This window comes from Bradyrhizobium sp. USDA 4472 (assembly GCF_054058595.1).
Genome location: NZ_JBSSAM010000001.1, coordinates 4689713 through 4714048, shown reverse-complemented (window position 1 = coordinate 4714048; position 24336 = coordinate 4689713). Strand labels below are relative to the sequence as shown.

The 24336-nt window shown below is 59.9% G+C and carries 23 protein-coding genes and 1 pseudogene; 13 read left to right on the top strand and 11 right to left on the bottom strand.

Features of this window, described 5'->3' with window-relative positions:
• The first annotated feature begins 25 nt into the window (after positions 1–25).
• The 6 genes and pseudogenes from ACVWZ4_RS21895 to ACVWZ4_RS21870 all read left to right on the top strand — a co-directional run bounded on the left by ACVWZ4_RS21895 (position 26) and on the right by ACVWZ4_RS21870 (position 3850).
• Positions 26–1192 (top strand): DUF3734 domain-containing protein, encoded by a 1167-nt coding sequence (locus tag ACVWZ4_RS21895; protein WP_456741163.1) that lies wholly within the window; start codon positions 26–28, stop codon positions 1190–1192.
• Positions 1193–1220: 28 nt separating this feature from the next.
• Positions 1221–2012 carry an acetoacetate decarboxylase gene (locus tag ACVWZ4_RS21890; RefSeq protein ID WP_456741162.1) on the top strand — a complete coding sequence of 264 codons (792 nt, stop codon included), beginning with the start codon at positions 1221–1223 and terminating at the stop codon, positions 2010–2012.
• A gap of 130 nt (positions 2013–2142) precedes the next feature.
• Positions 2143–2340: pseudogene (locus ACVWZ4_RS21885) on the top strand (SDR family oxidoreductase); the annotation flags it as partial.
• Positions 2341–2368: 28 nt separating this feature from the next.
• Positions 2369–2620 (top strand): hypothetical protein, encoded by a 252-nt coding sequence (locus tag ACVWZ4_RS21880; RefSeq protein ID WP_456741161.1) that lies wholly within the window; start codon positions 2369–2371, stop codon positions 2618–2620.
• A 100-nt stretch (positions 2621–2720) separates the two neighbouring features.
• Positions 2721–3329 carry a sll1863 family stress response protein gene (locus ACVWZ4_RS21875; RefSeq protein ID WP_456741160.1) on the top strand — a complete coding sequence of 203 codons (609 nt, stop codon included), beginning with the start codon at positions 2721–2723 and terminating at the stop codon, positions 3327–3329.
• Positions 3330–3652: 323 nt separating this feature from the next.
• Complete coding sequence (locus ACVWZ4_RS21870; protein ID WP_456741159.1) at positions 3653–3850, top strand: hypothetical protein; 198 nt, start codon at positions 3653–3655, stop codon at positions 3848–3850.
• A gap of 320 nt (positions 3851–4170) precedes the next feature.
• Here the strand turns inward: ACVWZ4_RS21870 and ACVWZ4_RS21865 are convergent, their stop codons facing one another.
• The 3 genes from ACVWZ4_RS21865 to ACVWZ4_RS21855 all read right to left on the bottom strand — a co-directional run bounded on the left by ACVWZ4_RS21865 (position 4171) and on the right by ACVWZ4_RS21855 (position 6243).
• The gene (locus ACVWZ4_RS21865) at positions 4171–4332 is read right to left on the bottom strand and encodes a hypothetical protein (protein WP_456704932.1); all 162 of its coding nucleotides are present in this window, start codon (positions 4330–4332) and stop codon (positions 4171–4173) included.
• A 532-nt stretch (positions 4333–4864) separates the two neighbouring features.
• Positions 4865–5344 (bottom strand): Crp/Fnr family transcriptional regulator, encoded by a 480-nt coding sequence (locus tag ACVWZ4_RS21860; RefSeq protein ID WP_456705348.1) that lies wholly within the window; start codon positions 5342–5344, stop codon positions 4865–4867.
• A 371-nt stretch (positions 5345–5715) separates the two neighbouring features.
• A complete protein-coding gene (locus ACVWZ4_RS21855; RefSeq protein WP_456704933.1) occupies positions 5716–6243 on the bottom strand; it encodes a hypothetical protein in 528 nt (175 codons plus the stop codon).
• 142 nt (positions 6244–6385) lie between these two features.
• On the opposite strand from ACVWZ4_RS21855, the gene ACVWZ4_RS21850 reads away from it, so the two are divergent.
• Genes ACVWZ4_RS21850 through ACVWZ4_RS21840 form a run of 3 tightly spaced genes read left to right on the top strand, consistent with a single transcriptional unit; the run spans position 6386 to position 12769 of the window.
• Positions 6386–7654, top strand: a complete 1269-nt coding sequence (locus ACVWZ4_RS21850) for an NHLP bacteriocin system secretion protein (protein WP_456735932.1) — start codon at positions 6386–6388, stop codon at positions 7652–7654.
• Entirely contained in the window at positions 7647–9869 is a 2223-nt protein-coding gene (locus ACVWZ4_RS21845; RefSeq protein WP_456704935.1) for an NHLP family bacteriocin export ABC transporter peptidase/permease/ATPase subunit, read from the top strand. Before ACVWZ4_RS21850 ends, ACVWZ4_RS21845 begins: the two co-directional genes overlap by 8 nt.
• Entirely contained in the window at positions 9866–12769 is a 2904-nt protein-coding gene (locus ACVWZ4_RS21840) for an NHLP bacteriocin export ABC transporter permease/ATPase subunit (RefSeq protein WP_456741157.1), read from the top strand. The genes ACVWZ4_RS21845 and ACVWZ4_RS21840 overlap by 4 nt, the downstream gene beginning before the upstream one ends.
• A 473-nt stretch (positions 12770–13242) precedes the next feature.
• On the opposite strand, the gene ACVWZ4_RS21835 is transcribed toward ACVWZ4_RS21840, so the two are convergent.
• The 6 genes from ACVWZ4_RS21835 to ACVWZ4_RS21810 all read right to left on the bottom strand — a co-directional run bounded on the left by ACVWZ4_RS21835 (position 13243) and on the right by ACVWZ4_RS21810 (position 17582).
• Entirely contained in the window at positions 13243–13455 is a 213-nt protein-coding gene (locus tag ACVWZ4_RS21835) for a hypothetical protein (protein ID WP_456704938.1), read from the bottom strand.
• Positions 13456–13481: 26 nt separating this feature from the next.
• Positions 13482–13694, bottom strand: coding sequence for a hypothetical protein (locus ACVWZ4_RS21830; RefSeq protein ID WP_456704939.1), 213 nt, complete (start codon positions 13692–13694; stop codon positions 13482–13484).
• A 1163-nt stretch (positions 13695–14857) separates the two neighbouring features.
• Entirely contained in the window at positions 14858–15073 is a 216-nt protein-coding gene (locus tag ACVWZ4_RS21825) for a hypothetical protein (protein ID WP_456704940.1), read from the bottom strand.
• Positions 15074–15368: 295 nt separating this feature from the next.
• Positions 15369–15581 carry a hypothetical protein gene (locus ACVWZ4_RS21820; RefSeq protein ID WP_456735934.1) on the bottom strand — a complete coding sequence of 71 codons (213 nt, stop codon included), beginning with the start codon at positions 15579–15581 and terminating at the stop codon, positions 15369–15371.
• 618 nt (positions 15582–16199) lie between these two features.
• Positions 16200–16415, bottom strand: coding sequence for a hypothetical protein (locus tag ACVWZ4_RS21815; protein WP_209296633.1), 216 nt, complete (start codon positions 16413–16415; stop codon positions 16200–16202).
• 942 nt (positions 16416–17357) lie between these two features.
• Positions 17358–17582 (bottom strand): hypothetical protein, encoded by a 225-nt coding sequence (locus ACVWZ4_RS21810; RefSeq protein ID WP_456704942.1) that lies wholly within the window; start codon positions 17580–17582, stop codon positions 17358–17360.
• Between the two features lie 286 nt (positions 17583–17868).
• Here ACVWZ4_RS21810 and ACVWZ4_RS21805 point away from each other — a divergent pair, with 286 nt between their 5' ends.
• Both ACVWZ4_RS21805 and ACVWZ4_RS21800 read left to right on the top strand, forming a co-directional pair.
• Positions 17869–18012, top strand: coding sequence for a hypothetical protein (locus tag ACVWZ4_RS21805; RefSeq protein ID WP_456741156.1), 144 nt, complete (start codon positions 17869–17871; stop codon positions 18010–18012).
• 450 nt (positions 18013–18462) lie between these two features.
• Complete coding sequence (locus ACVWZ4_RS21800) at positions 18463–18696, top strand: DUF6894 family protein (RefSeq protein WP_212488974.1); 234 nt, start codon at positions 18463–18465, stop codon at positions 18694–18696.
• A gap of 363 nt (positions 18697–19059) precedes the next feature.
• Here the strand turns inward: ACVWZ4_RS21800 and ACVWZ4_RS21795 are convergent, their stop codons facing one another.
• On the bottom strand, positions 19060–19473 hold the full coding sequence (locus tag ACVWZ4_RS21795) for a hypothetical protein (protein WP_456704943.1): 414 nt from the start codon (positions 19471–19473) through the stop codon (positions 19060–19062).
• Positions 19474–19493: 20 nt separating this feature from the next.
• Positions 19494–20366 (bottom strand): formylglycine-generating enzyme family protein, encoded by an 873-nt coding sequence (locus ACVWZ4_RS21790; protein ID WP_456704944.1) that lies wholly within the window; start codon positions 20364–20366, stop codon positions 19494–19496.
• Between the two features lie 260 nt (positions 20367–20626).
• On the opposite strand from ACVWZ4_RS21790, the gene ACVWZ4_RS21785 reads away from it, so the two are divergent.
• Positions 20627–21535, top strand: coding sequence for a DUF4399 domain-containing protein (locus ACVWZ4_RS21785; protein WP_456735935.1), 909 nt, complete (start codon positions 20627–20629; stop codon positions 21533–21535).
• A 7-nt stretch (positions 21536–21542) separates the two neighbouring features.
• Entirely contained in the window at positions 21543–22850 is a 1308-nt protein-coding gene (locus ACVWZ4_RS21780; protein ID WP_456735936.1) for a caspase family protein, read from the top strand.
• The last annotated feature ends 1486 nt before the right edge of the window (positions 22851–24336 follow it).

Below are 24336 nucleotides of genomic sequence, written 5' to 3'. Positions count from 1 at the left end.
GCAAGAATGAAGGAAATCACTCACGATGAACTTCCAGCCTCGATCACAGATCTCGTCCGCCTCACGGCGCCTGCCCTTCGATTGCATCGCCCTGCTGTTACAGGGCGGGGGTGCGCTCGGTGCCTATCAAGCCGGTGTCTATGAAGCCCTGGCCGAAGCCGGCATTCACCCCGATTGGGTCGCCGGCATTTCGATCGGCGCGATCAATGCCGCCATCATCGCCGGCAATCCGCCGGAGTGCCGCGTGGACCGTTTGCGCGATTTCTGGACCCAGGTCACGTCGACGGCGGCGTGGGAGTGGTCCGCTTTCAGCGATTGGTCGAAGACCGACAGCACGCGCAACCTCATCAATCAGATGAGCGCCGGTCTGGCGGCCACGTGTGGCGCAACCGGTTTTTTCTCCGCCCGTCCCGTCCTGCCCTGGCTGCAGCCCGGCGGAGCCAGCGATGCGACCAGCATCTATGACACGCGCGCGCTCAGGACCACGCTGGAGCGCTTGGTCGACTTCGATCGTCTCAACGCCGGGCTGACGCGCTTCAGTGCCGGCGCGGTCAACGTCAGAACCGGAAATTTCGTCTATTTCGACAATACCACCCATACGATCCGGCCGGAGCACGTGATGGCGAGCGGCGCGCTGCCACCCGGCTTTCCGGCCGTTGAGATCGAGGGCGAACATTATTGGGATGGTGGCCTCGTCTCCAACACGCCGCTGCAATGGGTGATCGAATCAGATGCCCCGCAGGACATGCTGGCGTTCCAGGTCGATCTCTGGAGCGCGCGCGGCCAAATTCCCCGCAACATGGCCGAGGTGATCACGCGGCACAAGGAAATCCAGTATTCGAGCCGCACGCGCGCCAGCACCGATCAGTTCAAGCGCGTGCAGCGTCTGCGGCGCGCACTCACCGATCTGCTTGGCCGGCTGCCCGACGATCTCAGCCAGGATGAGGACGTGAGACTGCTCAGCACAGCGGTCTCACGGAACGTCTACAACATCGTCCACCTGATCTACCGCGCGCGCAATCACGAGGGGCACTCCAAGGACTACGAGTTCTCGCGTCTTTCGATGCAGGAGCACTGGCAGGCCGGCTACCACGACGCATTGCGCACCCTGCGCCATCCGGAGGTGCTCGCCCGCCCTTCTGGCCCCGACGGGGTCTTCACCTTTGATCTCGAACATGACGGCCGCGAGTAGCGGTGCCCTGATGAGACGGAGATTTCCTATGCGTGAGACTGACGTGAGACGGCGAGCCTTCGCGATGCCGCTGACAAATCCGGCCTACCCTCCCGGACCCTACCGGTTCATCGATCGCGAATACCTGATCATCACCTACCGTACCGATCCGGCCAAGCTGCGGGCCGTGGTGCCGGAGCCGCTGGAGGTGGACGAAGGAGAGGCTCTCGTCAAATACGAGTTCATCCGCATGCCCGATTCCAATGGCTTTGGCGACTATACGGAAAGCGGGCAAGTGATCCCCGTCTCCTTCCGCGGCCGCAAGGGCGGCTATACCCATTGCATGTTCCTCAATGACGAAGGCCCCATTGCGGGCGGACGCGAGCTGTGGGGCTTTCCGAAAAAGCTGGCACAGCCGACCCTGAGGACCGAGATCGACACGCTGATCGGCACGCTGGACTACGGGCCGCTGCGGGTCGCGACGGGGACGATGGGCTACAAGCACCGCGAGGCCGATCTGGCGAAGGTCAAGGCTGCCCTTGGCGAGCCGAACTTCCTGCTCAAAATCATCCCGCACGTCGACGGCAGCCCGCGGATCTGCGAGGTCGTTCAATTCGGGCTTGAGGACATCGTGCTGAAGGGTGCGTGGACCGGGCCTGCGGCCCTCGCGTTGACGCCACATGCGCTGGCACCCGTGGCCGAACTGCCGGTCTTGGAGATCATCTCCGCCGTTCACATCCGCGCCGACCTCACGCTCGGGCTCGGAACGGTGGTGCACGATTTTCTGCAGCAACCGGCGCGCGGCTCGATTCGCACCAGTGAGAAGGCTCTTGTCTTTTGACTTCAACTGCGCGTCCCGATCCGGGGTGCGGCGCCGATCCGGTTTTGATGTTACGAGGAAGTGTAAGAAATGGCAATTCTGAACGGTAAGACGGCGGTCGTCACCGGCTCCACCAGCGGCATCGGCCTCGCAAATTCCGAACACGATGGAGGCCCGTCGCATGCGGAGGGATGAGGTCATCAACGAGGTCCTGCTCGCCGCCAAGCCGACCAAGGAGTTCGTCACAGTCGAGCAGGTCGCCTCGCTCGCGCTCTTCCTGTGCAGCGACGACGCCGCGCAGATCACCGGCGCCAACCTCGCGATGCACGGGGGCTGGACGGCCGCATAGCGCCTTTCAATGCAGGGAGCATTCGATCATGTCTTCTTTCCAAGCTGCCGACCTCGTCATTGAGAGCAAGCACTGCCTCCAGCTCGATCTTGCGGCCGATGGCGGTCTTGCCGGCGCCCTGGGCCTGGCCGAGGCGGCCTTCAGTGAGGATGTGCTGCCGTGCGATGCCGAGTTGATGGCTCCAGCCGACTTCTATGCAGCACTTGCCTCCGGGCCGCGGCGCACTCGGACAACGGCCACGGCCGAAAGGTCAAGGCTTTTTCCATGTCTCGCGGCCTGAGGAGCGAGGCGGCCACGCAGAGTGCGGTTGACCCAAGTCAACACGCGCAAAGCCGAACTCGGAGAAGATCATCCAGCCAGAACGGTCAACGGAGACGATCATGTCAGAGCACAGCAGCATGCATTTCTACCTGAATTGGGCCAAGGAGCGCATCGACGAAATGGATGCCGCTCTGGCCTCGTTCGAGATCAAGGCTGGCGATGTCAAGGCCGATTCGAAGGTCAGGGCCGAGCAGATCATCGCCGATCTGAAGAAGCGTCGTGACGAATTCCAGGTGCAGCTCAAGACCCAAGCCGATGTCGGCGAAGCGGCCTGGGCACGTAGCAAGGCGGAGCTCGAGAAGCAGTGGAACGGCTTCGAGGCGCAGATGAAGATCTACGTTGAAAGCGCCGGCAAGCAAGTCGAGCAGCAGCAAGCGACCTTCAAGGACATCGCGGCCGCACAGGTAAAGGCCTGGCGCGAGGCCGCCGACAAATTCCGTGAGGCAGCCGGCAAGGTCGCCGCATCGCATACGGGCGACGTCGACGCCGCTCTAAAGCAGATGAAGGCCGACGCCTCCGAGGCAGAAGCTCGTCTGCAGAAGCTGAAACAGGCCGGCGGCGATTCCTGGTCAGTGCTGAGCGCAGCGCTCGCGGAATCCCGCAAAGCGTTCGATCAGGCCAACCAAGCTGCTTGGAATGCGCTGAGGCACGCTGGACCGAAGAGCTGAAGGTTGCTGTGTTCAATAGCCGCCGGTTCAGGGGAGATATGCCAGCATTCGCCCCTGAGCTCTTGGAGGTTGTCGACGAAGAGGAGGCGCTTGCGATCAAGCGGGGGGCTGATCGTTCAGTCACTTCTGGCGTCGTTTTACGACGTTCGGTCGGTCTTGCTCGCGGGGCTTGCGCGGTCTTTGCCCGGCTCCCAGCACGGCAATGGTGCGCTGTTCATCGCTGGTGTGTGACCTTCGTCACGGCGCAGATTAATTATTCAGTCTAAACCTGCGACATGAGATTGAACGGGGAGCAATCCCCTCATGAAGCAGGGAGAATGAACATGACCCAGATTGCGCGAGCCGAAACTCTCGAACTGTCGATCGCCGAGCTCGACCAGATCAGCGGCGGAATGTCCGTACCCACGAATGAAGCGCAGATCATTGCGGGGATCAAGGCTAAAAACTTTGCGCCTGGCAGCGTCTTTACTGGAAACAGTTCCTTTGGGGACACAATAGACAACAACAACAACCTGCCGTGAGAAACCAAGAGGCCGCCAAGGTAGGCGGCCTCTTCCATTCGCCGGGGCGATGTGTCGTGAGCCGCTGACGGCGTGCCCATCGCATGCCGGACCACCCGTAAATTTCCCCAGTGCCGACTGCTTGGCTCACTGGTTAACTGGCCGCCGCCTGAGCGCCGCACCATGAAAACACCGAAGCCAAAGCAATGGGCCGAGTCGATGCGCCAACTCCCTGCCGCGCCAGCCGCCTTAATCGCAATTGGCCCGAACCGGTTATTCCAGTACATACAAGGCTGGGAGGGCACTGCGCCTCGCAGTGCCCTCCCGCGCAGGCCGTCACTTCACCTTAGCTGAGAAACCGTATTCCACGCGGTACCGTAATCCTTAACGGTGTAGACGACGGGCTCACCGTAGAAGTCTCCCGTCCTCGTGAAGCCGCCGCTCACCGTCTCCAACTCTTTGTCGCCCAAGGGACGCGTTTCCAACTCTTTATCTTTAGGCATGGTCATTATCTCCTGTTGCTGATGACGGCCATACGTTGCCGGTCGCGCATAAGTCGGGCAAAGAAGCGTCACGGTCTGTGATCGCCGTCACCTTTTCGGTCCTTTCGGAGTTCTGGCACGTCGGCACTTAAGGCCCGACCGGAAATGCCAAAGACTCAGCCAAAATGACGCGACTGCCCCTGAACGGACCTCGACGCTCGATCAGCCTGGCCCCGCCGCGCCACTACGCTCAAGCCCAACGGTGTCGTCAACCCAACGGAACATCGGCACGCAGAGCAATTCAACCGCCAGTGGCCCCTTTTGATTTGAGAATGCAAAGATGAGGCGGGCAACATGCCGAACGGGCATTGGATCGGGCGCATCGATGTGATCAAACCCGAATACACCAAAGCCTACGGCCCCGCCCTCACGGCGGTGCCCCGCAAATGACGCTGCAAAGCAGCCGATTACCAGTACCTCGAGCGTGCTAGGTAAACCTCTTGTGCCCGGTCAATCACGGTCTGGGCACTGAAACCGGGCATCGGTCACTTCGTCACCGACACGCGTGAAGCATCTGCAACTCCGCAAAGCGATTGTCGGCGCGACGAAGCCGCCGACAAAGCTCGCGGTTGACATTCTGCATCACCATCACATACGCGTGGATATCGGCCTTGTAGTACGCGTAAAGTTGTCGAGCCGTGAGCTCGTACAGCAGAGTTTGGCTCTGCGCGACGATGGTCGCTGACCGGTTCTGCATTTCGATGAGCGTCATTTCGCCGAAAAAGTCTCCCGGCCCCAGACTCGCCATTCGAATTGCGCGCCCCGATCCCGCAAGCTTGCTCACCACGAGCTCGCCGGAGTGAACAACAAACATCGAGCGGCCTGGTTCTCCTTCCGCGACGACAGTGTCACCAACGCCGAAGCAGCGCTCGACCAGCATTGAGACCAACAGATCGCAACTCGCGTCTGAGAGACCACCGAAGAACGGTGTGGCAAGCAAAAATGCTTTCAGATCGGGCGAGCTGACAGCCATTGACAAAATATACTCCCGCGACCAGCGGTGGCAAGCCGCCGAGACGTCGACGCTGCTGGAGCAGGCCGCAGGACGAGCGCGGTGATCCTGCTTCGGGAACTTGTCATGATCCGGGATTTGCATCGCGAAGGTCTGTCGGGTCCCCCCCCTCGCCCAGCAACTTCGGGCTGATCGAAAGACAGTCAGGGCCTCCATCGCCGGAAGCTTGCCGCCCAGCTTACAAAAAGTGGCACCAAGGTGTTCTCGATGGTGCTCGGCTACTCACTGGTCGACCTGGGCGCGCTTTTCTCCGTTGGGATCTGCAAGTTGTCCTTCGCTCTCATCTCCGCACGTCGAGATCGCCGACCGCGCGGGCGCTTCCTTTCGCCCGGTCAAAGGCGCGCTCGAATGGAAGCCAATATGCCTGTCGTCGTGTCGATGACGGTTACGGCCTGCTCAATCTTGCCTTGCCCCAACGGATATTTGGTACACCGCTCGGAGATCTGAACTAATCGTTTTCTTTCGCCGGTCAGGATCGTGCTGCTCTTGTCGACGGCAAACTTGACAATGTCCCGCATCGGATTCTTGTCGCCGAAGTCGGTCAGATCTTTCTCCATGGTGATCAGATACTCGTAGCTTGCGAGTTCGTCGGAGATTTGCAGAAGTTCCCGGACAGTCGAGTTGACACACTCGGCGTCGCCGCTGGAAACGTCGGGGCGCTTTGCGGTTGCAACAAGGTCGTTCATGAGGTTGGCAAAGAGTGGCTTAAGGCTCTCCGCCTGCCGGAAATCGCTCTCGGACAGGACGCCCGCACCGCACACACCGGGTAAGACCAAGGCAAGCCCCAAGGCGGCGGCCAGCATCTTTCGGTGCGCTCGCGCTGGGAACGAAAACAACATGGTGCCCATCAGCCCGTGCATTTCAGCTGCTCTCCATGCTCGCCCCTTATTGTTGGACGGTCGATCTTGTGCAAAGATCAGCGATCGTCGACTTCAGTTCACACTTGCTTTGCGTGCAGACATGTCGGCGTCTGAACCGCTCCCAAAGCCGGAGCATAAGAGCATGACCGACCGGCCGCAACGGGCGTTTCGCGCCGCGGCCCTTGACCGGGCTGCGTCTCCCGAGCAGCTCGATCATCTCGTTGTCATCACCAGGCCCGCTGACTGGATTCTGACCCTCGTGCTCTGCATTGCGCTCGTGGCGGCCGTGCTGTGGGGCATCTTCGGGCGCGTGCCCACTCGCGTCTCAGGCGAGGGTATCCTGATTGGCAGTGGCGGTAAGGTCGTCGACGCCGTATCCGCCGCAGCCGGACGGCTGCAGTCGGTCGCAGTTACGGTCGGCGATCACGTCAAGAAGGACCAACCCATCGCTCAGATCGTTCAGACCGAGATCCAGCAAAAGCACAACGCAGCTACCGAGGTCTTTCATGAACGCGAGCGGGAGCACGCCGACCGGGTATCGAAAGCTGCAAGCGAGCTCGCCGCCAAGAGCCAGAACTTTGCAAAGCTTGAAATCGCCCTGCAACAGGTGATCAAGGCAACGAGCCAACGTATCGAGTATCTCACCGTCGACGTCAAAAACCTGGAGGATCTGCTGGCTAAGGGATACACGACGCGCCGCAATCTGGAAGAGCGACGTCAGGAGCTGACCGATGCGCAACAGCGCCGTACTGATGCCCAGAACGAGATCTTAAAGCTGCGGTCGCAGAAGACGGATCTGGAAACGGAGCGCGGGCGCGAAATTCAGCAGTCCGAGTTTTCACTCAACGAGGCCCGGCGGCAAATGAATGCCGCCGCCGAACAGCTGAGCCAGAACACCCAAGTGATCAGCCCGATGGACGGGCGGGTTTTGGAAGTGAAGATTTCGTCCGGTTCGGTGCTAGCCGTCGGTACACCGGTTATTGCGATCGAAAGCGAAGGCACCAGGCTCCAAGCCGTCGTCTATGTTTCTGCCGAACGGGGCAAACAGATCAAGCCCGGCATGCAGGTGCAACTGGAGCCGAGCACGGTGAAGCGCGAGGAATTTGGCATGATGCTAGGCCAGGTGGTCAGCATCTCTGATTTCCCGATGACGCCGCAAGGCATGGGTGCGCTGCTGCATAACGAAAGCCTGGTTTCACGCTTCTCGCGCGACGGTGCGCCTTACGCCGCGATGGTTGCACTCGATGAAGATACCTCCACTGCAACCGGATATAGATGGGCCGTTGGCGAGGGGCCGAACATCCATCTCACCAGCGGAACGTTGGCGCGGGCCGAGATCACAACACGCCGGCGGCGCCCGATCGATCTGGTGATACCCCTGCTCAAGCACCTCACGGGAATCGATGGATAAGTCCTCTCCAAACCAGCCAACCAGCGAGCGTGGCCGGCCAAAATCCTACGTCAGCCGTATGGCGAGCTGGTTGCCGCAGCAACGCATCCGGCGGACACCCATCCTACTGCAGATGGAAGCCGTCGAATGCGGAGCGGCAGCGCTTGGCATTATCCTCGGCTATTACGGTGCGTGGATCCCGTTGGAGCAGCTTCGTATCGCATGCGGCGTATCGCGCGACGGCAGCAAGGCGAGCAACATCATCAGGGCGGCGCGGCGATACGGGCTGGCGGCGAAGGGCTACAGCGTCGAACCTCCGGCGCTCGCCGCGATTCCAACCCCGTGCATCATTCACTGGAATTTCAACCATTTCGTGGTCCTGGAAGGAATTGACAAGAAGCACGCCTATATAAACGACCCCGCGAGCGGACGTCGGCGGATCGATCTGGTCGAGCTTGACCTCGCCTTCACCGGCGTCGTTCTGGTGTTTGAACGGGACGAAAGGTTCGAGAAAGTCGGCAGCAAACCGAAGGGAATAAGCCTGCTCATACGGGAGCTGCGCCACTCGAAGCAGGCGGTGGCCCTGCTGGTTGTGGTAAGCATCGCCGCGGTCCTGCCCAATATTGTTGCCGCGGGATTCTCAAAAATCTTTGTCGATGAAATTTTGATTCAGCACACGCGCAACTGGCTTGTGCCGCTCCTGATCGGCATGGCGCTGACGGCGACCCTCCGGGCCGTCCTGACGATCATACGTCAATCGCTGCTATTGCGGCTGCAGACCAAGCTCGCCGTCGTGATGACCAGCCGTTTTCTGTGGCGCCTCATGATGCTGCCGCTGGAATTCTTCACCCAACGCCACGCAGGCGACATTGCGGGTCGTATCGCAGCCAACGAACAGATCGCCCGTCTGCTTTCAAGCGGCATTGCAGCCAATGCGCTCAGCCTGATGTCGGTGGTCTTGTTCGCCGCAGCCATGGCCGTCTACGACGTCAGCCTGACCACTCTTTGCGTCGCAATCTCTTTGATAAATGTTCTGCTCCTGCGGCTTGTCGCTTCACGCCGCCAGGAACTGAGCTATCGGCTGGCGCTCGATCAGGGAAAGCTGCTCGGGGCAACCGTGAGCATGGTGCGGACTATCGAAACCATCAAAGCAAGTGGGTTGGAAGACGACGCGTTCGGCCGGTGGGCCGGTCTTCAAGCTAAGAACCTCAACGCCGAACAGAGGATCGGCGCCTCCGCCATCATATTGGACATGGTCCCGACCTTGCTCACGGGTCTCATGATCGCAGCGATTCTTGGTGTCGGAGGCTTGCGGGTCATTGAGGGCTCCCTGACACTGGGAAGCCTCGTCGCCTTCCAATCCCTAGCATTGAGTTTCTCCGAGCCTTTCGTCAATCTCGTGAACTATTTCGGTGGACTGCAAACCATCAAGGGAGCACTCGAACGGCTCGAGGATGTCTACCGATACCCTCTAGCCCCGCAACCACCGACACATGCGAGTGCCTTGCCGCCGAAGCTTACCGGCCGGCTCGAACTTCACAACATCAGCTTCGGCTATTCGGTGCTCGAACCGCCGCTTTTGGCCGATCTTTCGCTGGTGATCCCTGCCGGTTCACGCGTGGCACTCGTTGGCATGTCGGGCAGCGGAAAATCAACCCTCGGCAAACTGATCTGCGGACTGTACAAACCCTGGTCCGGCGAGATTCATTTTGATGGATGTAGGCTGACGGATATCCCTCCGGACATTTTTGCGAACTCCGTCGCCTATGTCGACCAGGACGTCTTTCTGTTCGAGGGAACGGCGCGAGACAATCTGACGCTCTGGGATTCAACAACCGATGAGCGTCACCTCCTGACGGCGGCCAAGGACGCGCTGATTCATCAAGACCTTGCGACGAGACCGGGCAATTATGACTGCCACGTAAACGAGGGCGGCACGAACTTCAGCGGCGGTCAGCGTCAGCGCATCGAAATCGCCCGAGCTCTGGTTTGTAATCCCTCGATCGTTGTCTTGGATGAAGCGACGGCTGCACTTGATCCGATTACGGAAAAATCCATCGACGACAACCTGCGGCGCCGCGGCTGCAGCTGCATCATCATCGCCCACCGCTTGAGCACGATACGCGATTGCGACGAAATCGTCGTGCTTGAACGCGGTCGCATCGTTGAGCGCGGCACGCATGAGGAGCTTCTTGCGCTTCAGGCCTCCTATGCCAAACTGGTGGAGCGCGAATGACCGATCGATTTGTCAGCGAGAGTTTCGTTGGGCAACAACCCGAGGCGCCGAGCGGTCTTCCGCACCGGACTTCGCTCGATGCGCGTCGCCCAATGCTTCTCAGCGACCACGAACACGTTCTTCAAGTGGCCGCCGGTCACGTCGATTTGTTTGCAGTTCGGCCGACAGGCACGCGCCAGCATTTGTTTCGCGTCGAAAACGGCGGATGCATTCTGGACCTCCACAATGCCTGCGAAACCTCGGGCAGCCGACTGCAGATCATCGCTGTCGGCCCGCCTGGGAATGCGATTTCGGAGGTGCCGCGCAGCGCAGCGTCATTTGGCTCTGTGTCTAGCTGGATCGCCCAATTGGCGGTGTTCATGGTCCGCTCGGCGGCAAACGAAGCCATCTCCGAGTTGGTGAGCGGCGAGGCGATTGAACTGCACCCAGGCGAACGACGTCGTGGTCCGATGCGGGACCTCGTGTGGGCCCACCTCGACACCGGGACTGCAAACGTCATGGACCTCGGCTCGAGCTTCGCTCCCGGGCAGCCTCCCTTCCCTTTGACCGCCGGGATGTGGGTGGAAGCTGGCCAGCATGGGTGCAAATTGCGTCTCGACCCGAACCCGCCAGATACCCCGGTTCTCTGGCCCGCCATTGACCGATTCCAGGTTGCATTCATATCCCATCTCGAGCGCAGCCTGGCAGAGGGCCTCAGTCGAGAGCGGGAACGCCTGGTCCGCCGCGACGAACTCACTGTGTCGCAAACGCTCGACTCGTTTGAGCGGCTCGCCGACGTCGTAGTCAAGAAAGCCGATCGCGCGCAATCCGAATGGGATCCGGCAGACCCGCTGCTTTGCAGTTGCCGGGTTGTCGGAGACGAACTGGGAATACCCGTTGCACTTTCGCAGCGCGCTCAACCCACAAGACAGGCCTTCAGCGACATTCTGGAGATCGCTCGCACTGCCCAGTTGCGGATCCGCCGTGTGCATCTGCGCGATGTCTGGTGGACGACCGATGCTGGACCGCTCCTCGGTTGGCACGGAGCCGAACGCAATCCGGTGGCTCTGGTGCGCAAGCGTGCGAACACTTACACGATGTTCGACCCAAAGAGTGGAAGTCGCCGCTTCGTCGATCGCTCCGTTGCCGGTGAGCTCAAGCCGGAGGCCATCACCTTCTATCCGGCGTTGCCGCCCCGCCCGCTCCAATATCGCGATTTGCTTGCCTTTGCGATGCGGGGCGTTTCCGACAGCATCGCGCGCATCGCGCTGGCCGTTATGGTAATCGGCCTACTGTCGCTGATGCCGCCACTGATCACCAACGTCTTGGTGAATTCGGTTATCCCGCGAACCGAGATCGACCAACTCGTTGTTTGCGCGCTTGCGCTGACGGTCACCGCCGTGGCGATGGCCAGCCTACAGGTGATGCAAGGACGGGTCACGTTAAGGCTCGAAGGTCTGCTCGACTACAAGCTTCAGGCCGCGCTGATCGACCGACTGCTCCGCCTACCGACCTCCCTGTTTCGCGAATATACCAGCGGCGATTTGGTCGATCGCGCCATGGGCATCGACGCCACGCGCCGGATCTTCACCGGACGTGTGCTGGGCGGTTTTACGGCCTCGTTCTTTTGTTTCTTCAGCATTGGGCTGATGCTCTACTATGACCTCCGACTGGGCAGCATTGCACTGCTGCTCACTATGGTTAGAGCGGCAGCAATTCTAGCCGCGAGCGCCGTGCGACTCTACTACGAAACCAAGCATTTCAACCTGCAAGGCAAGGCCAGCGGCTTTGTCCTGCAATTGATTGCGGGCGTGGGCAAGCTTCGCGTGGCCGGCGCAACGGCGCGCGCGTTAGCGCGCTGGTCGCAACAATTTGCCGTACAGAGGCGGTATTTCATCGCCTCGCAGCAAGCGGCCAACGCGCTGAGCACCTTTGACACCGCTTTTCCGATGCTGGCGACGTTGACCATCTTTGCGCTTGCTTCCTACACGAAGAGTCACATCCTACTCGACCTCGGCGCATTTCTCGGCTTTCTGGCAGCCTTCGGACAGACAACGGCCGCGATCGGCAGTTGGGCCTCGAGCGTCAGCGAGTCCCTGGCGGCCATTCCTCACCTCAGCCGCCTCAAGCCCGTGATTTCCACTCCTGCCGAGATCTCCGAAGAACGCCGATCGCCCGGAGAACTCACCGGAGAGATTGAACTTTCCGGCATAGTCTTCCGCTATATGAAGGGCGGGCCGAAGGTTCTGGACGACGTCAGCCTAAGCATTGCGACGGGTGACTACGTCGCGATCGTCGGTCCCTCAGGCAGCGGGAAATCGTCGCTCTTTCGTTTGCTGCTCGGTTTTGAGCGGGCGGAAGCCGGCACGGTGTTTTACGATGGCAAGGCCCTCAACACGCTCGACATCAGCGCCGTGCGCCGGCAGCTTGGCGTAGTGCTGCAAGATACCAAGCTCGCAACCGGAAGCCTTTACGACAACATTTGCGGCGGCGTTGATCTACCGCTGGAGAAGGCCTGGGAGGCCGCCCGACTGGCGGCGCTGGATGCCGACATCGCGCAGATGCCGATGGGCATGCATACGCTGGTTGCTGAAGGCGTGACTACGCTATCAGGCGGTCAGCGGCAGCGACTATTGATCGCCCGCGCTCTTGCGCGCTCACCACGGATTCTTCTGTTTGATGAGGCAACCAGCGCACTCGACAACCAAACCCAAAGCATCGTCGCCACCTCGCTGGAACGCTTGAGCATTACGAGGATTGTGATTGCGCATCGCCTCAGCACCGTGCGCAATGCGGACCGTATTGTCATGCTGTCGCGCGGCAAGGTGGTGCAAGCGGGAAGCTACGCGGAGCTCATGAACGAGCCCGGGCCGTTTGCGGATTTCGCCAAGCGGCAGTTGCTCGAATCGGCTCAACGCTAGTCTAACGGCGAAGGAGACGATAATCCGGACGCATCGCTAGGCCGGGTCATTCCCCGTGGATGAGGATCTCTCGGCAGGTGGACACGAGTACGCTCGTTGGGCATCGACACCGTGTCGCGGCCTATTCCCGCAGTTCATTGCGCGAGGATGCTTGTGTCCATGAGAGTTCTCGATTGAGATGAGTACCCGCACACCCCCGGGAGCAACCAAGGAGTGTGCGGGGTATTGCTGACTTAGCCGATCGAGCTGGTATTCCCCTGCGCGAGCAGCTGGGTGGCGGCAGCGGCACCACCGGCACCCGAACACGCTGGAGCCGCCCTGGGCGACACCAACCTGCGTGGCAGAGTTCGCCTGCGCGACGATGTTGTTGGACAGATTGCTCAGGTCGAAGAACCCTCCAGACACAGCGTCGAGTTCCATGTCGATCAGTTCACACACTTCAATCATGACTTCCCTCCTCTGGTATCTGTGACTTAGCCGATCGAACTGGTGTTCGACTGCGCGAGCAGCTGGGTGGCGGCAGCAGCACCACCGGCACCGAAGACGCTGGAGCCGCCCTGAGCCACACCGACCTGCGTGGCAGAGTTCGCCTGCGCGACGATGTTGTTGGACAGATTGCTCAGGTCGAAGAACCCTCCAGACACGGCGTCGAGTTCCATATCGATCAGTTCAAACGCTTCAATCATGACTTCCCTCCTCTGTTATTTGTGACTTAGCCGATCGAACTGGTGTTCGACTGCGCGAGCAGCTGCGTGACGGCAGCGGCACCACCGGCACCGAAGACGCTGGAGCCGCCCTGAGCCACACCGACCTGCGTGGCCGTGTTCGCCTGCGCGACGATGTTGTTGGACAGATTGCTCAGGTCGAAGAACCCTCCAGACACGGAGTCGAGTTCCATATCGATCAGTTCACACGCTTCAATCATGACTTCCCTCTTGTTGCTGTGATCGACATCTGGCTCAAAGCAAACCAGCGCCTCACTGCCCGTGTTCTTACCGGAGGGTTGTTTTTATATCTGTGAGAAGAATCACGCACGACCCACAGTTCGCAGTCAGCCTTGGCTTGAGATGCTTGTTGTTGTCCGAGCATGGAGCTGCGGAAATCGACTACTCGGTCATCCTGCTCTGACCAGCCGCTGGAGTTAGCTTGTTAGTCCGCAACTGTTTCGGTTCGCGATTGGCTTCGCAACCCGGCATCACGCGTCCCGGAAATGCGCCAATCATGCGATGGACGAGTCGCGTGACGTTTGATTGCTGAAGCTGCACTCCTCCGACACATCTATGAGCGCTAGCCGGCTATCACGCAGCTTTGAATGGGACGTTGGGCTGCTCCACGAACGACCTGGTGCAGCGTCGCGCCCAGCGAGCACCGGAAGCCGCTGCGAGACATAACACCACTGATAGGCCGTCCCCCCGCATCAGCTCTTTGGACGACACAGCACCGAAGATGGCGAGACGAATTTGCTTCGACCGTCGCAGTGCCATGGCGCGACCAACCGAACCACCTCGACACTGGCCGCATGCCTTCCTAGGTCTGAGCGATTCACCCCGATCGTGCGCCTGACGCACTCGAGAACTAACCCGTCGGCTAAATCGGGATCGCTAAAGGCGGACAGCACCTAACTCCCCAGGATGGCAATCCTGACTGCGTTGACGCCTGCTCACCCTCGAGGTTCAGGGCGGCGCATCGTCGATCGCGTCGAGCGATGCACGCGGCAGAAAGAGTCTTCTTTCAGCGCACGAAGAGAATTCTCACATGGGCGGACGCCGGCCATCATCTGGCCATTCGCGACGCGGAAGACTAAAGCGATGAGTAAAGCAGCTTCCTGCTGAATCGAGCCACTCATGTCCTACCAGCAGCGATCAATTAGATAAGCACAGCGTATTCATGTTCTTCCCGCCGCTGTTGCCAGCGCGAATACGCGGGCTTCCATGCCGCGCCTCCCGGCCAAGCGCAGTCAGGCTTGGATCCCCGAGCACCCTACCAGCCACGTACTCACCCGAGTGGCCTTGGGTCGTGAAAACTGTCGCGACTTGACGCCTCGGCCGCAACATTTCTTCCGCATAGGCTATGAATCTGCCCGTTTGGTCACGTGCGCCACTCGCGTTCAGCACTGGAGGCCGATCGCGTGATTGCTTTGGCCGCACCAGCATGCGAAGCTTTCTCGGCTCGTCGCTCGTAGTCGTCGGCGAGAGCCTTGAGCTGGGCGGCAATCGTTCGGTCGGTCATGGTTTTGACAGCGCGGAGCAAGCTCTGTGCTATTTGTCGGTATTCCCTGCCTTGTTGTGAAATCTGGGAAGCCATCAAGCCCTCGCTTCGATCTCTGGCGCCTGGTCTAAAGTGAGAAGCCGGCATAGCCAGTTTCCATCACTCGCCTGGCGAATTCTGTAGCGATTGACGCACTTCTTGGAGCATAAAGGGGTGCGCCACGAATAGTGCCGGACGAGTCCAAACTTGCGATCACAAACCGCGCATCGTGTGGCTCTGCCAGATCCACCGCTCTCGTTATCAGGGCTGCTTGTGTCCATGAGAGTTCTCGATTGAAATGAGTACCCGCACACCCCCGGAAGCAACCAAGACGTGTGCGGGTATTGGTGACTTAGCCGATCGAGCTGGTATTCCCCTGCGCGAGCAGCTGGGTGACGGCAGCGGCACCACCGGCACCGAACACGCTGGAGCCGCCCTGGGCGACACCAACCTGCGTCGCAGTGTTCGCCTGCGCGACGATGTTGTTGGACAAATTGCTAAAATCGAAGAACCCACCAGACACGGTGTCGAGTTCCAGATCGATCAGCTCACATGCTTTCATCATGACTTCCCTCCTCAGGGGTTGCTGTGAACGGCATCTGGCTCAAAGCAAACCAGCGCCTCACTGCTCGTGTTCTTACCGGAGGGTTGTTTTTCTATCTGTGAGAAGAATCACGCGCGACCCAGTACGCAGTTTGCCTTGGCTGCGATATCACCCGCCGAATTTGCGAGGCCGTCGACCGCTAGGTCGTCGAAGCGCATGCGACCCGACGACACACTAGATCTTGTGGAAGACGCTTCAACGACATTGCTGGCTCGGTAGACGAATGGGCGACTTTCGCCGGGATGACGGCTAGGCGCAATTCCTGATGTCGAGTTCTCCGATGGAATCGGCGTCGTGGCTAGCGCCGCAGTACTTGCTCGGTTGCGACTGCCGGCGCGGGACTTCTCAGACTGACGTGGACAATTTCTGCGAACCTATCGGACGGGACGTTAAAGCCATTTCCCGGATCAGCAGGTCAAAAGACCTGGCGGGGGTGTGTCGAATTAAGTTGGGGGATTTGACTGACCCTGGTGGCTACGTTCAGCCGATGGCGGAACGCCTTGCAGCGGGCACCGTACAGTAATTAAGTTGTAACCGCACACTCCCGGGAGCAGCCGGGAGTGTGCGGGCATTAAAGACCTAGCCGATCGAGCTGACGTTCGCCTGAGCGAGCAGCTGTGTGAGGTTTGCGTTGCCCCCATTGCCGAAGACGCTGAAGCCGCCGACGGCAACACCAACCTGCGTAGCAATCTGCGGCTGTACGACGATATTGCCGGACAAGTTGCTCACGTCGAATAGCCCTCCACCAGATACGGATTCGAGTTCCATATCGACCAGTTCACGCACTTCATTCATGAATCCCTCCTCAGGGTTGCGGGGTGAACAACATCCAGCTCAAAGCAAGCCGGTGCCTCACTATGCGTGTTGATACTGAAGGATGGTTTTTCGATCTGTGACAGAAATCACGGGCGCGCCCCGCGGCAGTCAGCTTCGGCTACGATATGGCACGTCGGATCCACGCTGTTTGCTCCCACGGCGTTTCCGATTCATGTGGCCTGGGCTCTCGCATGTCTCAAACGAATGTGGCTGTCTCAGGCAGGACGCGTAAGGATCGAGCGCGGAGCTAACGCCCATTTTGCGCAACAAGCTGATCGAGCGCGAGTGAGACGGCCACGAGCTCGCCATAGGGCGAAGCGCTCCACGACATTTCGAGTTCGGTAGAGGGATGGAAAAAGACAGCCTGGCCTCGCGATTCATGTTCGGCCGGACGTTGGCCTAGCCGCCACACCTGATTGCGAGGTCTTTGATCTAAATCGGCGTTGCGGCCGCGGTCGACAACAAATTTTGACCCAGCCCTGAGGTGGAGACAGGAGCTTCCCGACAAGCCGATGCTCGGCAACTACCGCATAAAACTGTGCGTTAATCCACCCAATGGAGCGTCCCATTGATTGAACTCTATTCCAGGTGATGCACGCTCAATGCTGATCTACGCCGACAATCGAGGTTTCGATCATCTGGACGGCGGCACTACTGGCCGCGGCAAGCGCGTCCGTGACACCAGCTCCGCACGCAGGGCCCCGCGAACGAAGCGGTTGCAGAAACGGTCGCAAACGCGATCGGAATAGACACGAACTGGCGCCTTGCAGAATGAGAAACAGGTACGCTCGCTGGGCATCGACACCGTGTCGATACTCTTCGAGCGCCTCGAGTCACGGCGACCGTATCCATGAGAATTCTCGATTGAATTCGTAACCGAACACGCTCGGGAGCGGGCAAGCAGTGTTCGGGATCCGCCAGTTAGTGGATGGCGCTGAAGTTCAGCTGACCGAGCAGCTGTGTGACACTGGCGTTATTGCCGATAGCCACGCCAATCTGCACGGCAATGTTTTGCTCTATGACGATATTGCCGAATTGGCCGATATTGCCGATGTTACCTAAGCTGAACAGCCCGTGATGTCCATGATGATGCCCGTGATGCCCACCACTCACGGTGTCGAGTTCCGTATCGATCAGTTCACGCATTCCACTCATGTTCCCTCCTCAGGGTTTGCAATGAACAACATGTGGCTCGAACCATATTGGAGGTTGACTTTTCCATCTGTGACAGAAATCACGCGGCGGCCACGGCAACGCGCCCATGCCATCGCGAAGGTAGCCAAGCAGCAATGGCCGCTGCGTGACTCGGCGGAGGCCGAGGAGGCAATTCTCTCGATGTGAGCGGCGTCACGGAAGAAGCGGGTCGATCTCTTCATCCTCCGGTTCACGGCTGTATGATTGGGCCCCAAACGAGAGGCAGCGAGGAACACAGATGAACCTGAACCACTTTTTTAGTCTTATCATCTTCGCGATCGGAGCGCTGTGCTTTGTGGCGTTTATGACCACCCTGAAGCCACCGCTTTATCACTCAGAGTTGGCGGTGGGCTCTATCTATGGCCGGGGGGTGACGACCTAGACTGGCCGATCAATATAGAGATGCTCGTACGGCCCTCTGTGGGCCAAGGGCGGGGCAATTCGGTCCCGCCACCATTCTAGACAGACCTCCCAGCCTCTTCCCTGCATCGCGTTTGCAAGCACTGCAAGATGATGCCGCGCTCTGTTGCAATCTCTGCCGGCATGCGCCCCGCTTCCAGCGGCGCCGGCCGAGCCAAACCCGACATACGATCGACGAGCTGCCGCGGAGGTTTCGGCTGACAGAGCAGCCACGGCTGATACCAGCCATCGGCCTAACGCAGACGTTGGATCCATACCTTGCCGGGGGATATGTGGCGTGCCTGACCACGGCCCCGCGGGGCCACCAAGGCGCGCAATGTGCGGGTGATCACGGACAATCTGCTCTGCGGCCTAGTAGGACTCCGACATGCAGGGTCGGGCTTGCTGACCCGAATATTGCAAGGAGGCGTACATGACTCAGGTCTATTTCCATTGCTCGAACACCAAGGGGGTCCTGATGGATCGTCGCGGTACGTTCGTATCCGACCTAATCGAAGCGTGTGAGGAGGCCACCCGCAGGGTGCGCTCTCTGGTCGCAGCTGCCAACCTGGAAGATTGGCGTCAGTGGGCTCTGCATGTCAGCGATGAGGCCGGCGACGAGATTTTCGTTCTGCCGTTCGCATTCGTGCTCGGCCATCCGCACTGAGAGAGTGCTATGCTGCCGGAGCTACAATCATTGATACTTCTCCGTCAGGGGGTGAATGCGGTCACGACAGCAATCATCCGGTGCGCCTTCGCCGGAGCGATATTCGCCCAAAGGCGCTTCCGTCGCAGCCCGGACACGATCTCTAGAACAGCCTGCGGCTCCAACGGCACATTTGGGAACGACCACGCAAAGCTCTTGCCTCGCGGAATCGTGCACTCCTCTCCAATGGAGTTTGCGGATGAGGCGGAGCGGCCAACTCAGTCGCGGGCGCAGCAGCGTGTGTTGTCGCGGTCGCCGGTATCATAGTCGTCGCAGACGCTCGCGCAGCGAGCAAGCAGCACTTAGGACAGCAATCCTTGCGCTCTAAAGTCGCGCGCGATCAGCTGCCTCGATCTCGACCGCTTTGCCGATCAGAAGATTGATCGGAACGTCCTGTCCGCTGCCGCAGGTCAGCTGCCCCGAACCTGATGATCCGGATGCGACGATGCGGCATCGATCCCCGTCCATGATCAATACGCCTTCCAGCCGCCTGGAGGACACTTTCAGCTGCAAACGAGCCTGCTTTTGCTCTACGCCATTGACGCTGCAAAGGCCGACGTGGCGCAGCGTGATCGTCCCTGAATATTCAGTACCTGGACTCGTCACCGTTTTCGCGAGATTACCCGTTATTTCCCATTCGTGCAGATAGCCGATTTGCCCGCTGGCAGAGTAGGACTGCGCCCGGGCGGCAGGGGCTGCAGCAAACAACACGAGTATTGCTCCGACGATCGCGCGCATCGTTTCCGTCCGCGGCATGATTACGGCAACTCCCGCACGACACGAAATCCGTTGGCATAGTAGCGCACGTCAACGTCGTAGCGAAATCGCGCCGAAGATCGGACGTCGCTGGCCTTGCTGAGGAAGTTGCCCCCGCGCAGCACCCGCAGGCGGCAGTCGCCCGACGTCCACGGCAACGCGTCCTTGGGCGCATTGCGATAGGAATCATTCCAGCAATCCTCGACCCATTCCGCAGCATTGCCAGAAGTGTCGTAGAGACCAAATCCATTTGGCCGAAACGAGCCTGTTGGCACGACCTGCTGCTTGATTGGACTTCCGCACCCGTCGCACTGCGCATGACCCGCGCCGGCCTCTTTGCCCCACCAGAATGGCGTTCTGGTCCCCGCGCGCGCGGCATACTCCCACTCCGCTTCGCTGGGCAGACGGTATTTCTGTCCGGTCTTCTGCGAGAGCCAGGCGACGTACAGCTTCGTATCTTCCCAGCTGACGTTGATGACTGGACGGTCACCGCGACCCCAGCCGTGATCCTCGGGACGCACTTTGCAGGCGCCAGCATCGGCACACGAGTCCCACTCCGCGAACGTCACCTCGCGGCGCCCGATCGCGAAGGGCTTGCGAATGCTGATCAGGTGCTCGGGCTTCTCATAGGGCGTGTCATTGGATCCCATCACAAAGTCTGCCGGAGGCACAACCACGAGCTCGGGGCAATTATCGCAATCGCGAAACAACTCTCCAGGGTCCAGACTGGCGCCCTGTTGCTGAGCCACTCTGGAGTCCGATGGCGCGGATGAAGGGTCGCCAGATGGGCCGCTGCTTAGCCCTCGCTGGGCAATTGCCGCAGTACTTGCAAATAGTGCTGTGAGAAAAATCACAGACAAGACGGCGGATTTCATCTTGTGATCTCCGGTCGGCTCGAACGATCAGGAGTATGCATACGTCACATTCAATGCCGCATAGAATGCTTCATTCGGCTGCGACCGGCAAGGAGACAGTCGCCCCGCTCGATTGTGGTTTACATTGGCGAGCAAAGGGATATCGTTTCAGCCCCGTTCTGGATGGCGATAGGACGGGCCCATTATCGAAAGTTGTAGCTATTTCAGATTCCCGCGGCTCTTGCGGTCCAGATTGTGGTCTATCCATTAGGAAGATTGCGATGATGCAACGTTTGCTCCTAGCGGTTCTGGTTCCATTTTTCGGCGGCTTGATGCACTGGCACGCCGCACAGGCTCAAGCCCAGACGGGCGGCCCAACGCCCTCGCCGCCCGGGGCGGCCGTCTATTTCATCGGCTTGAAGGATGGCGACACGCTGCCAACCAAGACCACTCTACACTTTGGCCTGCACGGGATGGGCGTTGCCCCGGCAGGTTCGGACCGCGCCAACAGTGGTCACCATCATTTGATCGTCGACTCGCCAACGCCTGCGCTGGACGCTGAAATTCCTAACGATTTCCAGCACCTCCATTTCGGGGCCGGACAGACCGAGGCAGAGATTTCGCTGACCCCCGGTGAGCACACTTTGCAGCTGGTGTTCGCCGACAAGAATCATGTCCCGCATTCGCCGCCGGTGATCTCCGAGCGGATCAAGGTCAAGGTAGCTGACCAAACCGGCCCCGCGGTGGCGCAAGCAACGCCTGCGGCGGGTGGCCGTCATTCCGCGCCGAAGGACGCGAAGGTCTATTTCATCTATCCAAAGAACGGCTCCTATATCTCTCCGAACCCGGTTATCCGCTTCGGTTTGTTGAACATGGGCGTGGCGCCGGCGGGCTTCGACAAGCCCAACACCGGCCATCATCATTTGCTCGTGGATGCCGAGTTGCCTCCACTCGACCAACCAATCCCAAGCGACTTCAACCACCTGCACTTCGGCGCTGGCCAGACCGAAGCGAAGATCACGCTCCCGATCGGCCAGCACAAGTTGCGCCTTCTGTTCGCCGATTATGCCCACGTGCCGCACGATCCAGCGGTGTTCTCCGATGTCATCAACGTCACCGTGACGGAGAACGGCCAGCCGCCGAAAAAGCGCAAGCACCGCCATCGCCCTTGGCGGAGTTACGGATATTGATGCAACGATGAAACCGCGCCGGCTCCTGATCTACGTCCTCTGCCTCATCATCAGCGCGATGTTCGCGGATGCGGCCGTAGCGGAGCGTCGGGTCGCGCTGGTGGTCGGAATCTCCTCCTATACGAACGCACCGCCGCTGCCCAATACCGGCAACGACTCCAAAGCCATTGCAGCGCTGTTCAAATCGATCGGTTTCGACGTCGTCATTGCACGTAACGATCTCGGCGTCGTCGACTTCAAGCGCACTGTGCGCGAGTTCCTGATTACTGCAGAGAATGCCGATGTGGCAGTGGTCTATTACGCCGGCCACGGCATCGAGATCGGCGGCGTGAATTATCTGATACCGATGGATGCCAAGCTGAGCCACGACTACGACGTCGACGACGAGGCTATCGCGCTCGATCGCATCATCTGGGCGCTGCAACCGGTACGCCGCCTGCGTTTGATACTGCTCGACGCATGCCGCGACAACCCGTTTGCGGCCAAGTTGCGGTCCGCAAGCCGCTCGCCGACAAGAGGCGGTCTGGCGAAGCTTGATGAAATCAGCGCCGACACGCTGGTGGCCTTCGCGGCGAAGGCAGGCTCGATTTCCTATGACGGCGACGGCGTGAACAGCCCTTATGCAACCGCGCTGCTCCGGCACCTTGCCGAGCCCGGTGTCGACATTCGGATCGCGCTAGGCCGCGTGCGCGATGAGGTCATCACCATGACCGGTGGACGGCAGGAGCCGTTCATCTATGGTTCTCTCGGCGGCGCCACTATCGCCCTGGTGCCGCAGTTTGTTACAACAAATGTATCGCCGGTACCGCCGCCCGCTCCGCCGGTTTCGGTGCCGGCGTTACCTAAGCCGGTCGTCGTCAATCCAGCGCCGCCAAGCGCGCCGCCGGCGGTGAAGGCGGAACTTCCCAGGCAGCCGCTTCCCGCGCAGCCGCCCTCCGAAACCACGGACCCCTGTGTCCGCGACGAAGCGAGGCTGGCACGTCTGCGCGCCACCCCTGTGCCGAACGAGATCATCAACTTCCAACGCGAGGTCGCTTGTACGCGGCTGCGTCCACAAATACAGCGCCTATTTGAGAGTATCGCCAGCACTGGCGCTCTGCCTTCTGATGGAAATGCGGCGCCCCAAGCGGTTGCGAAGCAACAGGTCCGGAATGAGGATGTCCGGTCCGAAGATACCTGCACCCGCGACATGGCGCGGTTGCAGAGCCTGCGCGCTGAACCCACACTTCAGGCGATCACCAATTTCGAGCGGGAATTGAGTTGCGAACGGCTCCGGTCGCAGCTCCGCCGATTACGCGAGAGCGTCGCTCCTTGATCTCGCCTGGACACTTCACTCTGTGTCGGGACATTTCACGATTGAAGCTCGACACAACAATACCCATCCAAGTGTGACCGGATCCGAACGCTCGCCAGACGCGCTCCAACGACTGAGCCGAGTGGTTCCACGCGAAGGCACCTACCAATCCTCAAGTATCAGACAGCATCCGGTCGAGTGCGTCGCTTTGAGATCAGCTGCGTTCGAAGACTTTGGCACCAGGGTAAATTCGCCGGGCGTACGTGACGACCCGCTCCCGGTCCTGCGTCTCAAGGAAAGGAGTTGGGAGCTGGCATGACCCGACGACGACGTGCCACAGTCCATTAAGTCTTTGAATCACGACGCTCATAGTGTGTTCCCTCGAACAGCAGCAAACAACCGATAGACGCGACAATCCTATAAGTCGTGCGTCAGGGCCGTGATCAGGGTCACATGCCGCAACACGCCGCGTGCTTATTCGCTGCCTTGCGGCGCGATAGCTAAGTCCCAGCGAAAGCCGCTCAGCCGTTGATCGCTGGCGAGCGTCCGAATCCGCTAAACATGCACGCGTCGATTTGTGCAGCATAAGCGCCGAGAGTGCCGGCCAAGAGCACCGACCTCCCGCCGTCCCAGTGCTAAGTCATGAGCCAATTCACTCCTCGAAGTTCCAGTGACGCGCATCACGGTCATTGACCTTGGCATCGGCTATCCCGGGCGTGAGTTGGAAAGCACGCTGCTGAGCCAACCGTCACCATCCATTGAACCTCGGAGGTTAAATGACTCGGATTAGGATTTCCCATAGCTGGCGGACCATTCGCGGTGCGCGTATCCGTATCGTCCACCGGCGCAAGGTTGCGGTTGAGTCGGTTGCGAGCGTTCTCCGATCTGCATATCAGGGGATGGCTACGTTCGGCGACGAAAGGCCGACCACAGAGGTGAAGGTGTCGCCGGCATCGTGACGCCATCCTGCTAGCGGGGGCGACGGCAGTTAGGCCGCTTCGGTCGGGCGGCCTCTTTTGTTTCCGTTTGCCGCAGCATTAGGCGGTGCGACGGGCCTTCGTTTGCGAGGACGATTGCTCGCCCATATCTGTCGCCAGTGCTGACCCAACCAGCCGCTTTCGTTGTTGCCTTCGTCGCGACGATCCCCGTCCGACACGAGAGAAGACCAAGTTGAACTTCGTCGATTCTATTTCAATAGATCAGAGACCGCTCGCGATCGTCAGGTAAACTTGCCACAAGACGCCAATGGCCTCGAGCCTGCGGCTCCGATGTCCAGTGTTCTCCACCGGGTCAGCCGGCTATGACCAGTAATAGACCCCACGCGGGCGGCTGCGCGTCTTTGCCTATTGGCACCCTCCGCATCGGTCACCTCCGCCACAGGCCTTCCACGGCGTCATAGGCTTTGCGTGTGCAGTAATCTTGAGAACAGAATGTTCAAACACAGGAGGCAGGAATGAGTTTTCCTTTGGTGGGCTGGGATATTATCGGGTGGGATAGCCTCACGCCA